The organism is Achromobacter sp. UMC71 (assembly GCF_014170305.1).
In the GTDB taxonomy this organism is placed as follows: Bacteria; Pseudomonadota; Gammaproteobacteria; order Burkholderiales; family Burkholderiaceae_B; genus Achromobacter.
In genome coordinates this window covers 171,012-185,524 of record NZ_LZZT01000010.1, presented here as the reverse complement: position 1 = coordinate 185,524, position 14,513 = coordinate 171,012, and the positions used below count along the sequence as shown (strand labels likewise).

Here is a 14,513-nt window from a genome sequence, read left to right as displayed (position 1 = left end):
GGGGGGAGATTCCATTCTAGGCAGCCGCCCCGCATAGATCAGCCCGTTGCGGCGGGATGGATTATCCAGAAAAACGCCCCAATGCAAACAGCCCGAAGGCGAGACTGTGGTCCCCCCTTCGGGCTGTGATGCGCCGGCGGCGCCGGACCCAGGTCCGGCACGCCATTGCGGCTTACTTCTTCTTCATGGGAGGCAGGTCGGTGCAGACGCCTTCGGCCACTTCGGCCGCCATGCCCACTGATTCACCCAGGGTCGGGTGCGGGTGGATGGTCTTGGCGATGTCGATGACATCCGCGCCCATTTCCACGGCCAGCGCCACTTCGCTGATCAGGTCGCCGGCGTGGGTGCCCACGATGCCGCCGCCCAGGATGCGGTGCGATTCGGCGTCGAACAGCAGCTTGGTGAAGCCTTCGTCGCGGCCGTTGGCGATGGCGCGGCCGGAGGCGGCCCAGGGAAACACGCCCTTTTCGATCTTGATGCCCTGCTTCTTGGCTTCGTCTTCGGTCAGGCCGACCCACGCCACTTCCGGATCGGTGTAGGCCACCGACGGGATCACGCGGGCGTCGAAGAACGACTTCTGGCCGGCGGCGACTTCGGCTGCCACGTGGCCTTCATGCACGGCCTTGTGCGCCAGCATGGGCTGGCCGACGATGTCGCCGATGGCGAAGATGTGCGGTACGTTGGTGCGCATCTGGCGATCGACCTCGATGAAACCGCGGTCGGTCACGGCGATGCCCGCCTTGTCGGCGCCGATCTTCTTGCCGTTGGGGCTGCGGCCCACGGCCTGCAGCACCAGGTCGTAACGCTGCGGCTCTTTCGGCGCGCCCTCGCCTTCGAAGGTGACGTAGATGCCGTCTTTTTTGGCCTCTGCGCCGACCGTCTTGGTCTTGAGCATGATGTTGTCGAAACGGCCGGTGTTCTTCTTTTGCCAGACCTTGACCAGGTCGCGGTCGGCGCCCTGCATCAGGCCGTCCAGCATTTCCACCACGTCCAGGCGTGCGCCCAGCGTGGAATACACCGTGCCCATTTCCAGGCCGATGATGCCGCCGCCGATGATCAGCATCTTCTTGGGGATTTCACGCAGCAGCAAGGCGCCGGTGGAATCGACGATGCGTTCGTCTTGCGGCAGGAACGGCAGCTTCACCGACTGGCTGCCGGCGGCGATGATGGCCTGCTTGAAGCGGATGGTCTGCGACTTGCCGTCGGCGCCCTTCACGGCCAGGTGATTGGCGTCGGCGAACTCGCCCACGCCCGTCACCACGGTGACCTTGCGGGCCTTGGCCATGCCGGCCAGGCCGCCGGTCAGCTTGGCGACCACGCTGTCCTTGTAGCCGCGCAGCTTGTCCAGGTCGATCTTGGGCTCGCCGAAGCTGATGCCGTGGGCAGCCAGCTCGCGCGCTTCATCGATGATGGCGGCGTTGTGCAGCAGCGCCTTGGACGGGATGCAGCCGACGTTCAGGCACACGCCACCCAGCGTCGAATAGCGCTCGACCAGCACCACGGACAAGCCCAAGTCGGCGGCGCGGAAGGCGGCCGAATAACCGCCGGGGCCGGCGCCCAGCACCAGCACGTCGCATTCGGAATCGGCCGAACCCTTGAAGCTGGCGGCAGCGGGAGCCGGTGCGGCGGCCTTCGGGGCCTCTGCCTTGGGCGCGTCGGCCTTGGCGGCCGGCGCGGCGGCGTCCGAGGCTTCGACCTCGAGCACCACGGCGCCCTCGGCGACCTTGTCGCCCACCTTCACGGCGATCGACTTGACTACGCCACCCTGCGAGGCCGGGATTTCCATCGAGGCCTTGTCGGACTCGACGGTGATAAGGCTTTGTTCAGCCTTGATCGTGTCGCCCACGGCGACCAGCACTTCGATGACTTCCACTTCCTTGAAGTCGCCGATGTCCGGCACTTTGATTTGAACGGTATTGCTCATAGGGCTCCCCGTTTACAGCGCGATGCGGCGGAAGTCGGCCAGCAAGGCGCCCAGATAGGCGTTGAAGCGGGCAGCGGCCGCGCCGTCGATGACGCGGTGATCGTAGGACAACGACAGCGGCACGATCAGGCGCGGCACGAACTGCTTGCCGTCCCAGACGGGCTTGTGCGCCGAACGCGACACGCCGAGGATGGCCACTTCGGGTGCGTTGATGATCGGCGTGAACGAGGTGCCGCCGATACCGCCCAGCGACGAGATCGAGAAGCAGCCGCCCTGCATGTCGGCGGGCGAGATCTTGCCGTCGCGCGCTTTCTTGGACAGGTCGGTCATTTCCTGGGCGATCTGCAGGATGCCCTTCTTGTCGGCATCGCGGATCACCGGCACCACCAGCCCGTTGGGCGTGTCGGCGGCAAAACCGATGTGGTAGTACTGCTTGAGCACCAGGTTGTCGCCGTCCAGCGAGGCGTTGAACTCGGGGAATTTCTTCAGGGCCGCGACCACGGCCTTGATCAGGAAAGCCAGCATCGTGACCTTGATGCCCGACTTCTCGTTTTCCTTGTTCAGCGTGACACGCAGCGCTTCCAGGTCCGTGATGTCCGCTTCGTCATTGTTGGTGACGTGCGGGATCATGACCCAGTTGCGGTGCAGGTTCGCGCCGGAAATCTTCTTGATGCGCGACAGCGGGCGGGCTTCGACCGGGCCGAACTTGGTGAAGTCGACCTTGGGCCACGGCAACAGGCCCAGCGCGGCGCCATCGGCCGAGCCGCCGGCGGCAGCCGGCGCGGCCGTGGACGACAGCGCCTGCTTGACGAAGGCACGCACGTCATCGGCGGTGATGCGGTCTTTCGGACCAGAACCCTTGACGCGGCTGAGGTTCACGCCCAGTTCGCGGGCGAACTTGCGCACCGACGGCGAGGCGTGCGGCAACTGGCCGGGCTTGAGGTTGGGGTCTTCCAGCGCGGCGGCCGGGGCCGGACGCGAGGCGGCGGCCGGCGCCGCTTCGGTCTTGGCTTCAGCCGGGGCAGCCGGGGCGGCCGGGGCCTCGGCCTTGGCGGCGGGCGCGGCGGCAGGCGCGCTGCCTTCCACCACGACCACGATCGAGCCCTTGGCAACCTTGTCGCCGACCTTGACCTTCACTTCCTTGACCACGCCGCCTTGCGAAGCGGGGATTTCCATCGAGGCCTTGTCGGACTCGACGGTGATCAGGCTTTGCTCGGCCTTGATGGTGTCGCCGACGGCGACCATGACTTCGATGACTTCCACTTCCTTGAAGTCGCCGATATCGGGCACGGCGATCTCGACCGGGCCGCTGGCGGCGGCCGGCGCGGCGGCTTGCGCCGTGGCCGCGGGTGCAGCGGCGGCAGCCTGCTTGGGCGCTTCCTTGGCGGCGGCCTTGGGGGCCTCTTCCTTGGCGGCCGGGGCGGCGGCATCCGACGCTTCCACCTCGAGCACCACGGCGCCTTCGGCGACCTTGTCGCCGACCTTGACCGTGATCGACTTCACCACCCCGCCCTGCGAGGCGGGGATTTCCATCGAGGCCTTGTCGGACTCGACGGTAATCAGGCTCTGCTCGGCCTTGATCGTGTCGCCCACCGCCACCAGCACTTCAATGACTTCCACTTCCTTGAAGTCGCCGATGTCGGGAACCTTGATTTGCACGACGTTGCTCATGTCTCTTTACCCTCAGGCGTATTGCGGGTTGGCTTTGTTCGGATTGATGCCGTACTTCTTGATGGCTTCGGCCACCTTGGCAACCGGCACCTTGCCCTCGTCGGCCAGCGCGCGCAGCGCGGCAACCACGACGAAGTGGCGATCCACTTCGAAGTGCTCGCGCAGCTTGGCGCGGAAATCCGAACGGCCGAAACCGTCGGTGCCCAGCACCTTGTATTCGCGGCCCTTGGGCACGAACGGACGGATCTGGTCGGCGAACAGCTTCATGTAGTCGGTCGACGCGATGATCGGGCCTTCCGTCTTGGCCAGCTGCTCGGTGACGTAGGCCACCTGCGGCTTCTTCTCGTCGGGGTGCAGCATGTTGTGACGTTCGGCGTCCAGGCCGTTGCGGCGCAGTTCGGTGAAGCTGGTGACGCTCCAGAGGTCCGACGCCACGCCCCAATCGGCTTCCAGCAGCTCTTGCGCCGCCATGACTTCGCGCAGGATCGTGCCCGAGCCCATCAGCTGCACGCGATTCTTGCCCTTGCCGTGCGACTTGAGCTTGTACATGCCCTTGATGATGCCTTCCTCGTCGCCCTGGGTCAGACCGGGCTGCGGGTAGTTTTCGTTCATCACCGTCAGGTAGTAATAGACGTTTTCCTGGTCTTCCACCATGCGCTTCAGGCCATGCTGGATGATCACGGCCAGTTCATGGCCGAACGTCGGGTCGTACGAGACGCAGTTGGGGATGGTCGAGGCCAGGATATGGCTGTGACCGTCTTCGTGCTGCAGGCCTTCGCCGTTCAGCGTCGTGCGGCCCGCGGTGCCGCCCAAGAGGAAGCCACGCGCCTGCATGTCGCCGGCGGCCCAGGCCAGGTCGCCGATGCGCTGGAACCCGAACATCGAGTAGTAGATGAAGAACGGGATCATGATGCGGTTGTTCGAGGAGTACGACGTGGCCGCCGCAATCCAGGAGCTCATCGCGCCCGCTTCGTTGATGCCTTCCTGCAGGAGCTGGCCGTCGGCCGCTTCCTTGTAGTACATGACCTGGTCCTTGTCGACCGGGGTGTACTTCTGGCCTTCCGGCGCGTAGATGCCGATCTGGCGGAACAGGCCTTCCATGCCGAAGGTGCGCGATTCGTCGGCCAGAATCGGCACGACGCGCGGGCCCAGTTCCTTGTCGCGCAGCACCTGGTTCAGGATGCGCACGAAGGCTTGGGTGGTGGAGATCTCGCGGCCTTCCGCGGTGGGTTCCAGCACGGCCTTGAAGGCTTCCAGGGCGGGCGCCTTCAGTTGCTCGTCGGCCTTGGCGCGGCGGCGCGGCAGGTAGCCGCCCAGCGCGGCGCGGCGCTCGTGCAGGTACTTCATTTCGGGCGAATCGTCAGCCGGCTTGAAGTACGGCAGATCGGCCAGCTGGTCGTCCGGGATGGGAATGCCGAAACGATCGCGGAATTCGCGGATCGAGTCCAGTTCCAGCTTCTTTTGCTGATGGGTCGGATTCTTGGCCTGGCCCACGTGGCCCATGCCGTAGCCCTTGATGGTCTTGGCCAGGATGACGGTCGGCTGGCCGGTGTGGCTGGTGGCGGCGTCGAACGCGGCAAAGACCTTGTGCGGATCGTGGCCGCCGCGGTTCAGGCGCCAGATGTCTTCGTCGCTCATGCGCGACACGGCTTCCAGCAGCTTGGGGTGCTTGCCGAAGAAGTGCTCACGGACGAACTTGCCGTCGTTGGCCTTGTACGCCTGGTACTCGCCATCGACCGTTTCTTCCATGATCTTGCGCAGGATGCCTTCCTTGTCGTGCGCCAGCAGCGGATCCCAGTAGCCGCCCCAGATCAGCTTGATCACGTTCCAGCCCGAACCACGGAAGTCGCCTTCCAGTTCCTGGATGATCTTGCCGTTGCCGCGCACCGGCCCGTCCAGGCGCTGCAGGTTGCAGTTGACGACGAAAATCAGGTTGTCGAGCTTTTCGCGGGCCGCCAACGCGATGGCGCCCAGCGACTCGGGTTCGTCCATTTCACCGTCGCCGCAGAACACCCAGACCTTGCGGTTGCTGGTGTCGGCGATGCCGCGGGCGTGCAGATACTTCAGGAAGCGAGCCTGGTAAATGGCCATCAGCGGGCCCAGGCCCATCGACACCGTGGGGAACTGCCAGAAGTCGGGCATCAGTTTCGGATGCGGGTACGACGACAGGCCCTTGCCGTCCACTTCCTGGCGGAAGTGGTTCAGCTGCTCTTCGGTCAGGCGGCCTTCGAGGTAGGCGCGGCCGTACATGCCGGGCGAGGTGTGGCCCTGGAAGTAGACCAGGTCGCCGCCGTGGCCTTCGGCTTCGGCGTGCCAGAAGTGGTTCTGGCCGCAGCCGATCATGGTGGCCAGCGAGGCGAAGGAGGCAATGTGGCCGCCCAGGTCGCCGCCGTCCGGCGGATTGTGCTTGTTGGCCTTGACCACCATGGCCATGGCGTTCCAGCGCACGTACGAACGGATGCGCGATTCCAGTTCCAGGTTGCCCGGATGCGCGGGCTCCAGGCCCGGGGGAATCGTGTTGACGTAAGCGGTATTCGGCGAGAACGGGATGTGGGCGCCGGAGCGACGGGCTTCGTCGATCAGGCGTTCCAGCAGGTAATGTGCGCGCTGCGGCCCTTCGCGATCAAGGACTGCCGCCAGGGCTTCGAGCCACTCCTGGGTTTCAAGGGTGTCTTCGTCGTTGGCAGCCTGCACGGCGCCAGCCTGGGCGAAAGAGGACATCGTGTGTCTCCTGTTGGGGTTCGTTCGTGACCACACCCGCTTATTTGATCTACTCGCGGACACGCCATGGTAGCTGGGATCATCCGGGCTACCATGCCATGCATGGGTCGGGGTGTTGTGCTAGAGACCGGCGACTGGATGAGCGGTATCTCTCTATCAGCCGGCATTCTAAGAAAGAAGATTAACCGGTCGCAAGGAAAATTTCATGTTGCGGTACGGCATTTCATAATGCGAAAATATGAATGCAAGCTGAAAACGATGAGGCGTACTTTTTTAGCCCATCCTTCTTATAGCGGGCTTGATTCCCGGCAATTCCGTTTCAACACGCATTAAAATGCCCCCCACGCCGCGCCTTCGGCTTGCTGCCCCCGCGGGGGCGTGTTCATCTTGAGGCGGCTCGGCGATAAAAAATGCCCGGCCTATCCCGCCCGAATTCCATGTCCAGCGCGCCCAAGTCCAATATACCCACGCCGTTTCACGACCACGCCCGCACGCGCCGCCGCGGGGTGTACTGGGTCACGCCTGCCATGGTGCTGATCCTCTATATCTGTGTGATGGGGGTGTTCTTCTGGCTGCAGCGCATCCATGACGACAGTGTCATGTTTGTGACCATCGACCAGGAAATGCGTCAGCAACGCCTGATCTGGGTGGTGCTGGCGCTGTCTTGCGTGATCGTCATCAGCCTCTTGATGCTGTGGCGCTACACCCGGTTCCGCTCGGCGGCCGAGGCCGCCCTGATCGCCGAAACCGGTTTCCGCCGCGCCATGGAAAATTCCATGTCCACCGGTATGCGCGTGCTCGACATGGAAGGCCGCATCGCCTATGTCAATCCGGCGTTCTGCCGCATGATCGGCTGGAACGAAGCCGACCTGATCGGCCGCAGCCCGCCCTTCCCCTACTGGGTGCCCGGGCGCCACGAGCAGCACCAGCACACGCTGGACGTGCTGATGTCCGGCAAGACGCCCAGCAGCGGCCTGGAAGTCGAGGCCCAGCGCCGCGACGGCTCGCGCTTCACGGCGCGCATGTACGTGTCGCCATTGCTGGACCCCAACGGCAACCAGATCGGTTGGATGACGTCCATGACCGACATCACCGAGCCCAAGCGCATCCGCGAGGCCCTGACCGCCGCCCACGAACGCTTCATGACCGTGCTGGAAGGCCTGGACGACGCCATCTCGGTCACGGCCGACACCCACGACGGACTGGAACTGCTGTTCGCCAACCGCACCTACCGCCGCGTGTTCGGCGCCCAGACGGGCGGCCACGACGAACTGCTGGCCGGCCGCCGCGGCCGCTTCACCGACGAATCCGTCGAAGTCTTCGCGCCGTCGGTGCAGCGCTGGTTTGAAGTCCACCACCGCATGCTGGCCTGGACCGACGGGCGCCGCGTGCGCATGCAGGTGGCGCGCGACATCACCGAGCGCCGCGGCCACGAGGAAGCGTCCCGCGTGCAGCAGGAAAAGATCCAGCTCACCAGCCGCCTGACCACGATGGGCGAAATGGCCTCGTCGCTGGCGCACGAACTGAACCAGCCGCTGACCGCCATCGCCAACTACAGTATGGGTGCCGTGGCCTTGGTCAAGGCCGGTCACACCAGCCCCAACATGCTGTTGCCCGCTCTGGAAAAGGCCGCCTCGCAGGCCGAGCGCGCCGGCAAGATCATCAGCCGCATCCGCGAATTCGTGAAGCGCAGCGAGCCGCGCCGCCAGCGCGTGGCCATCGGCCGCATTGTCGACAACGCCATCGGTTTTGCCGAAATTGACGCCCGCAAGCGCCGCATCCGCATCGACAGCTTCGTGCCGTCCAACGCGCCCGACGTGCTGGCCGACCCGATCCTGATCGAACAGGTCCTGCTGAACCTGCTGAAAAACGGCCTGGAAGCCATGGAAAAGAGCGAGTCCGACGAGCTCAAGGTGGCCGTGATCCTGCACGAACAGCACATCGAGGTGGCCGTCGTCGACCGCGGCCATGGCCTGGCCGAGCCGGAGCGCCTGTTTGAACCCTTCTTCAGCACCAAGACCCAGGGCCTGGGCATGGGGCTGAATATCTGCCGTACCATTATCGAATCGCACCACGGCCGCCTTTGGGCGGACCCCAATCCCGCCGGCGGTACTATTTTCCGCTTTACCCTGCCCTGCGCTGCGTCTCAGACGCAGGCTCAGAATGATCAGTCCGAGGAGTTGCACGCATGAACACGCCCCACCTGTCGAGCACGGTATTCATTGTTGATGACGACGAAGCGGTCCGCGATTCGCTGCGCTGGCTTTTGGAAGCCAACGGCTACCGCGTCCGCGCCTATGCCAGCGGCGAGTCCTTCCTGGAAGACTACGACGCCAGCCAGATCGGGGTGCTGATCGCCGACGTGCGCATGCCCGGCATGAGCGGCCTGGAACTGCAAGAACAGCTCATCGCCCGCAATGCCCCGCTGCCCATCGTCTTCATCACGGGCCACGGCGACGTGCCCATGGCCGTGTCCACCATGAAGAAGGGCGCCGTCGACTTCCTCGAAAAGCCGTTCAACGAATCCGATTTGCGCGAAATCGTGGCGCGCATGCTGGAGCAGGCCACGCAGCGCGTGAGCAAGCACCAGGCCCAGAAGGACCACGAAGCCATGCTGGCGCGCCTGACCGCGCGCGAGCAGCAGGTGCTCGAGCGCATCGTCGCCGGCCGCTTGAACAAGCAGATCGCCGACGACCTGGGCATCAGCATCAAGACCGTCGAGGCGCACCGCGCCAACATTATGGAAAAACTTGAAGTGACCACCGTTGCCGATTTGATGAAAGTCGCCCTGGCCAAGCCGGAGGCGCATGCATGAGCCGCCGGGCCGTTCCCAAGGCGAATACCGAAGCGCTACGCGCGGAGGCTGCCAAATGACCGCTAGGATTATCGACGGCGTAGCACTGTCGCTGCGCATTCGCGAAGAAGTCGCTCAACGCGTCGCCGCCCTGGCGGCCAAGGGCACGCGCCCGGGCTTGGCCGTGGTGCTGGTCGGCGAAGACCCGGCATCGCAGGTATACGTGCGCAACAAGGTCGCCGCCTGCGAAAAGGCCGGGCTGCATTCCGTCAAGGAACAGTACCCCGCCGACATGACCGAGGCCGACCTGCTGGCCCGCATCGACAAGCTGAACCGCGATCCGTCCATCCACGGCATCCTGGTGCAGCTGCCGCTGCCCAAGCACATGGACGCCCACAAGGTCATCGAAGCGATCGCGGCCGAGAAGGACGTGGACGGTTTCCATGTCAGCAACGCCGGCCTGCTCATGACCGGCCAGCCGCTGTTCCGTCCCTGCACGCCCTACGGCGTGATGAAGATGCTGGAATCCGAAGGCGTCGCCCTGCGCGGCGCCGAAGCGGTGATCGTGGGCGCCAGCAACATCGTCGGCAAGCCCATGGCCATGCTGCTGCTGGCCGCCGGCGCCACCATCACGATCTGCAACTCCAAGACGCGCGACCTGGCGGCCCAGACCCGCCGCGCCGACGTCCTGGTGGTCGCTACCGGCAAACCCGGCATGATCGACGGCTCGATGATCAAGCCCGGCGCCGTCGTCATCGACGTCGGCATCAACCGCGGCGCCGACGGCAAGCTGTGCGGCGACGTGGACTTCGCTTCCGCCAGCCAGGTGGCAGGCGCCATCACGCCCGTCCCGGGCGGCGTGGGCCCCATGACCATCGCCATGCTGCTGGTCAACACCGTCGAAGCGGCGGAACGGGCTGCTGCCTGAAACCGGCCGCCCGCCTGACCAGGCCGGCCCTCGTGGGTTTGCCCCGCGCCCTTCCGGGGGCCGGGGGGCAAACCCATCGTCGTCTCTGGGTCCGGCGTGCGCGCCCCGCCCTTGCTTTTCGGGCGCCCCGCCCCAATCTGACCCTTATGCCTGCCGGCGCCGCCGCGTGCAGTCCGCCCGCGCTGTCCGCCCCTCTTACGCAATTGGTAACGCCATGACCCAGAATCCCCTGCTCGCCCCCGTCTCCGAACTGGTCGACTACCAGGCGGTCAAGCCCGCCCACGTGGTGCCGGCCATCGAAGAACTCCTGGGCATCGCCCGCCAGGCCGTGGACCGCGCCGCCGACCCGGCGCTGGCGGCCACCTGGGAAGCGGTGGTCGAGCCGCTGGATACCGCGTCGGAACGCCTGTGGCGCGCCTGGTCCGTGGCCGGGCACCTGAATGCGGTCGTCAACACGCCTGAATTGCGCGAGGCCTACAACGCCGCCCTGCCCCTGGTGACCGAGTTTTCCACCTGGGTCGGCCTGCACGAAGGCCTGTACCAGCAGTACCAGCGCCTGGCCGCCGCCCCCGATTTCGCGTCCTGGACGCCGGTGCGCCGCCGCATCGTCGACATGGCCCTGCGCGACTTCCGCCTGAGCGGCGTCGAGCTGCGCGGCGCCGACCGCGAGCGCTACGCCGCCATTTCCGACCGCGAGGCCCAGGCCTCGCAGAAATTCTCCGAAAACGTGCTGGATGCGATCGACGCCTGGTCGCTCGTGGTCGAGGACGAAGCCCGCCTGGCCGGCATTCCGGCCGACGTGCAAGGCGCCGCCCGCGCCGCCGCCGAGGAAGACGGCAAGCCGGGCTGGAAGCTGACGCTGAAGATGCCGTGCTACCTGCCGGTGATGCAATACGCGCAGGACCGCTCGCTGCGCGAGGCGCTATACTGCGGCTATGGCACGGTGGCGTCCGAACAGGGCGAGGCCCAGTTCGACAATTCCCCGCTCATCGAAGAGCTGCTGGCGCTGCGCGCCGAAGAATCGAACCTGCTGGGCCTGGGCACCTTTGCCGCGCTGCGGCTGCAGACCCGCATGGCGCGCGATGCCCGCGAAGTCACCGACTTCCTGCGCGACCTGGCCAAGCGCGCCAAGCCCTATGCGCAGCGCGACCTGGCTGAACTGAAAGCCTTCGCGGCCGCCGAACTGGGCCTGGCCGACCTGCAACCCTGGGACGTGGCCTATGCGTCCGAGCGCCTGCGCGAATCGCGCTACGCGTATTCCGAAGACGAGGTCAAGCAGTACTTCACCGAACCGCGCGTGCTGGCCGGTTTGTTCGAGGTCATCGAAACCCTGTTCGACGTGCGCCTGGCCGAGACGCCGGTGTCGTCCTGGCATTCGGATGTGCGCGGCGTGCGGGTCGACAGCCCCAAGGGCGATCTGATCGGCTACCTGTACCTGGACCTCTACGCGCGCTCGGGCAAGCAAAGCGGCGCCTGGGTCGACAGCGAGCGCACCCGCCGCGTGGTGGCCGGCCGCGTGCAGACGCCGATCGCCTACCTGACCTGCAATTTCTCGCGCCCCAATGGCGAGCGCGCCGCCGTGCTGACGCACGATGACGTCATCACCCTGTTCCACGAAACCGGCCACGCCTTGCACGCCCTGCTGTCCGAAGTGGATGAGCCCGGCGCCGCCGCGTTCGCCAGCGTCGAATGGGACGCCATCGAGCTGCCCTCGCAATTCATGGAAAACTTCTGCTGGGAGTGGGCGGTGGTGCAGAAACTGTCGGCCCACGTCGATACGGGCGCCGCGCTGCCGCGCGCGCTCTACGACCGCCTGGTCGCCGCCCGCAACTACCAGAGCGGCATGCAGACCGTGCGCCAGATCGAATTCGCGCTGTTCGACATGCTGATGCACGACCGCGCCAAGGGCGCCTCCATCGACGAGGTGCTGGCCCTGCTGCAGCAAGTGCGCGCCGAAGTCGCGGTGCTATTCCCGCCGGCCTGGCACCGGCTGCCGCACGCCTTCTCGCACCTGTTCGCGGGCGGCTACGGCGCCGGCTACTACAGCTACAAATGGGCGGAAGTGCTGTCGGCCGACGCCTACGAAGCCTTCGAGGAAGCGGCCGCCAAGCAGGCCGGCAATGCCCTGGGCACGCTGGACCCGGCCACCGGCGCGCGTTTCCGCCGCGAGGTCCTGGCCGTGGGCGGTTCGCGTCCCGCCGCCGAATCGTTCGCCGCCTTCCGCGGCCGCGCGCCGCGCATCGACGCGCTGCTGCGTCACAGCGGCATGAACCCCGCCTGACGCGTAACCGCGCCCGTGCACCGACGGCCCGCCTTGCGCGGGCCGTTTGCCATGCTGCGCGGTCAAGCGCGCCCCGGTTGCGGGCCCGCTCTACCCTTCGCCCGGCCGGCGCGCCGAGATCACCAGCCAGCGTCCATGCACCGACGGATCGGATCCCGCCTGCCGCCAGAAATGACGGCTGGCCTCGTCCTGGGCGTGTTTGAGACGGGCCTGGCAATGGCGCCGCATCGGCCACGCAATCAACCGGTCGAACCAGGGCCCCTGCCCGACCTCGACCACGTTGTGCAAGGTGATATCGGCAAAGCCATGGTCCGCCAGCAGCAGATGCAATTGCGCGAAGCCCCAGGGCAATGGCGTCGCGCTCGCGGCGCTGCCGGGCGGGCGCGATTCCGTCGGGGGATTGGCCTGGAACCCGCGCTTGAGCGCCTGCAGCCGGGCGCGCACGCTTGCCGGATTCGCTGCGGTCAACACCAGCGTGCCGCCGGGGCGCAGCGCTTGCTGGAACGCCTGCACCAGCAGGCCAGGATTGGCCGCCTGATGAATGGCTTCGCTGCAGACCACGGCGTCATACGGCGCGGCCACGGGCAGCGGCGACGCCAGGTCGTGCACAGTCAGGCGGCGGTAGCCGTTGGCCTGGCCAGGCAGCCCGGCCAGTCCGATGCCGTCCACCACCACGTCCCGGCCCGTGGCCGGGCGCGCCATGTCTCCCAGCCAGCCTCGGCCACAGGGCGCGTCCAGCACACTGTCGGCCCGGCGGCTGCGCAGGATGTCCAGCACCACGGGGTAATACGGAAAATAGGGATAGCCCAGCGCATGGGCGGCTGCGGTATGCACGATGACGCCTCGCAGGTTCGATTGCTGACAAGGCCCTGAATGTAGACCTTGTCGCGCGCCGCCGGGGCCGTTTTGCCTGAGATCCAACAATATTCCGACAAAGCTTCACAACTGCCGGCGGCCACAGCGCCCGGATACTCGCGCCGTCACTTGCGTCCCGCCTTGCGCCAGGACAAACGCAGGCCAGCCGGGCAAGGCTGCTGGGCTGCCGTCAACGGGTAGAATCGACAGGTTTATCCCCCAACCGGCGATGGAACTCATGCGACACCTGATCACCGGCAGCGCCTGGCGCAGCCTGCTGCTAGCCTTTTGCGTGCTGCTTGCCGCCTGCGGCGACCGCAATGTCGACTGGACGCTGTACAACGTCCGTGGCCACCTGCCCGACCTGAAGTTCTCGTTGCCCGGCGCTGGTGGCAAGACGGTCAGCAGCGATGACCTGAAAGGCAAGACGGTGCTGCTGTTCTTCGGCTATGCCAGTTGCCCGGACATCTGCCCCACGACCATGGCGCAGCTGACGGCGGTGCTGCAGAACCTGGGCGACAAGGCCCGCGACGTGCGCATCCTGTTCGTCAGCGTCGACCCGCACCGCGACACGCCCGACATCCTGCAAGCCTACGTCAATGCGTTCAACAGCAATGCCATCGGCGTAACGGGCAATGAAAAGCAGGTGGCCGACCTGGCGCGCCGCTACCGCGTGGCCTACCAGATCGAGAAACCCAAGCCCGGCGACGACGCCGACCAGTACGAAGTGACGCACAGCCGCGGCGTGTATATTTTCGACAAGGAAGGCCGCGCCCGCCTGCTGGCCTCGGATACCGACAGCATCGAAACGCTGACCAAGGACCTGCGTCAACTGATCGACCTTACCTCCTGACGATGACGCCGTGAAGGCGATGCCGCGCGACGCACCGCAGCATGTTGCGGGCATGCGCCACATACCAGTTGTTACAGCCCCTGCGCCGCGCGCGTGAGTAATATCAGGACGCATCGCCCCTTTACCCAAGCAAGGAGTAAGCGCATGAGCATCATCATCATGATCATCGTCGGGTTCATCGTGGGCTTGATTGCCCGCGCAATCATGCCCGGAGACCAGAACATGGGGATCATCATGACCACCATCCTGGGCATCATCGGCGCCGTCGTGGCCGGATTCCTGGGCCAGCACCTGGGCTGGTACGCCCCGGGCGAACCGGCAGGCTGGATCGGTTCGGTCGTTGGCGCGATCATCGTGTTGTTCGTCGTCGGCCTCATTACCAAGAAGCGCGGCTGACGCGCTACGCGCACGCATCAAGCAAAGCGGGCCGATCTTACGATCGGCCCGCTTTTTTATCGCCGCACCAAGACGCCCGGCGTCCTGGCG

General features: G+C 65.9%; 10 protein-coding genes. 6 read left to right on the top strand and 4 right to left on the bottom strand.

Going from position 1 to position 14,513, the window contains the following annotated elements:
- Positions 1 to 172: 172 nt before the first annotated feature.
- The 3 genes from lpdA to aceE are packed head-to-tail and all read right to left on the bottom strand — an operon-like array spanning position 173 to position 6,316.
- Complete coding sequence (lpdA, locus tag A9974_RS04320) at positions 173 to 1,924, bottom strand: dihydrolipoyl dehydrogenase (RefSeq protein WP_183002914.1); 1,752 nt, start codon at positions 1,922 to 1,924, stop codon at positions 173 to 175.
- Positions 1,925 to 1,936: 12 nt separating this feature from the next.
- Entirely contained in the window at positions 1,937 to 3,595 is a 1,659-nt protein-coding gene (aceF, locus tag A9974_RS04315) for a dihydrolipoyllysine-residue acetyltransferase (RefSeq protein WP_183002913.1), read from the bottom strand.
- 12 nt (positions 3,596 to 3,607) lie between these two features.
- The gene (gene aceE / locus A9974_RS04310; RefSeq protein ID WP_183002912.1) at positions 3,608 to 6,316 is read right to left on the bottom strand and encodes a pyruvate dehydrogenase (acetyl-transferring), homodimeric type; all 2,709 of its coding nucleotides are present in this window, start codon (positions 6,314 to 6,316) and stop codon (positions 3,608 to 3,610) included.
- Between the two features lie 437 nt (positions 6,317 to 6,753).
- Between aceE and A9974_RS04305 the strand changes: the two genes are divergently transcribed.
- The 4 genes from A9974_RS04305 (at position 6,754) to A9974_RS04290 (ending at position 12,319) form a co-directional block, all read left to right on the top strand.
- Positions 6,754 to 8,508 (top strand): PAS domain S-box protein, encoded by a 1,755-nt coding sequence (locus A9974_RS04305; RefSeq protein ID WP_025138923.1) that lies wholly within the window; start codon positions 6,754 to 6,756, stop codon positions 8,506 to 8,508.
- Entirely contained in the window at positions 8,505 to 9,131 is a 627-nt protein-coding gene (locus tag A9974_RS04300; protein ID WP_006219003.1) for a response regulator transcription factor, read from the top strand. Before A9974_RS04305 ends, A9974_RS04300 begins: the two co-directional genes overlap by 4 nt.
- A 55-nt stretch (positions 9,132 to 9,186) precedes the next feature.
- Complete coding sequence (folD, locus tag A9974_RS04295) at positions 9,187 to 10,038, top strand: bifunctional methylenetetrahydrofolate dehydrogenase/methenyltetrahydrofolate cyclohydrolase FolD (protein ID WP_183002911.1); 852 nt, start codon at positions 9,187 to 9,189, stop codon at positions 10,036 to 10,038.
- 214 nt (positions 10,039 to 10,252) lie between these two features.
- Positions 10,253 to 12,319, top strand: a complete 2,067-nt coding sequence (locus A9974_RS04290) for a M3 family metallopeptidase (RefSeq protein WP_183002910.1) — start codon at positions 10,253 to 10,255, stop codon at positions 12,317 to 12,319.
- 90 nt (positions 12,320 to 12,409) lie between these two features.
- On the opposite strand, the gene A9974_RS04285 is transcribed toward A9974_RS04290, so the two are convergent.
- The gene (locus tag A9974_RS04285) at positions 12,410 to 13,153 is read right to left on the bottom strand and encodes a methyltransferase domain-containing protein (protein WP_183002909.1); all 744 of its coding nucleotides are present in this window, start codon (positions 13,151 to 13,153) and stop codon (positions 12,410 to 12,412) included.
- Positions 13,154 to 13,412: 259 nt separating this feature from the next.
- On the opposite strand from A9974_RS04285, the gene A9974_RS04280 reads away from it, so the two are divergent.
- The gene (locus A9974_RS04280; protein WP_183002908.1) at positions 13,413 to 14,027 is read left to right on the top strand and encodes an SCO family protein; all 615 of its coding nucleotides are present in this window, start codon (positions 13,413 to 13,415) and stop codon (positions 14,025 to 14,027) included.
- A gap of 144 nt (positions 14,028 to 14,171) precedes the next feature.
- A complete protein-coding gene (locus tag A9974_RS04275) occupies positions 14,172 to 14,423 on the top strand; it encodes a GlsB/YeaQ/YmgE family stress response membrane protein (RefSeq protein ID WP_183002907.1) in 252 nt (83 codons plus the stop codon).
- Positions 14,424 to 14,513 lie beyond the last annotated feature (90 nt).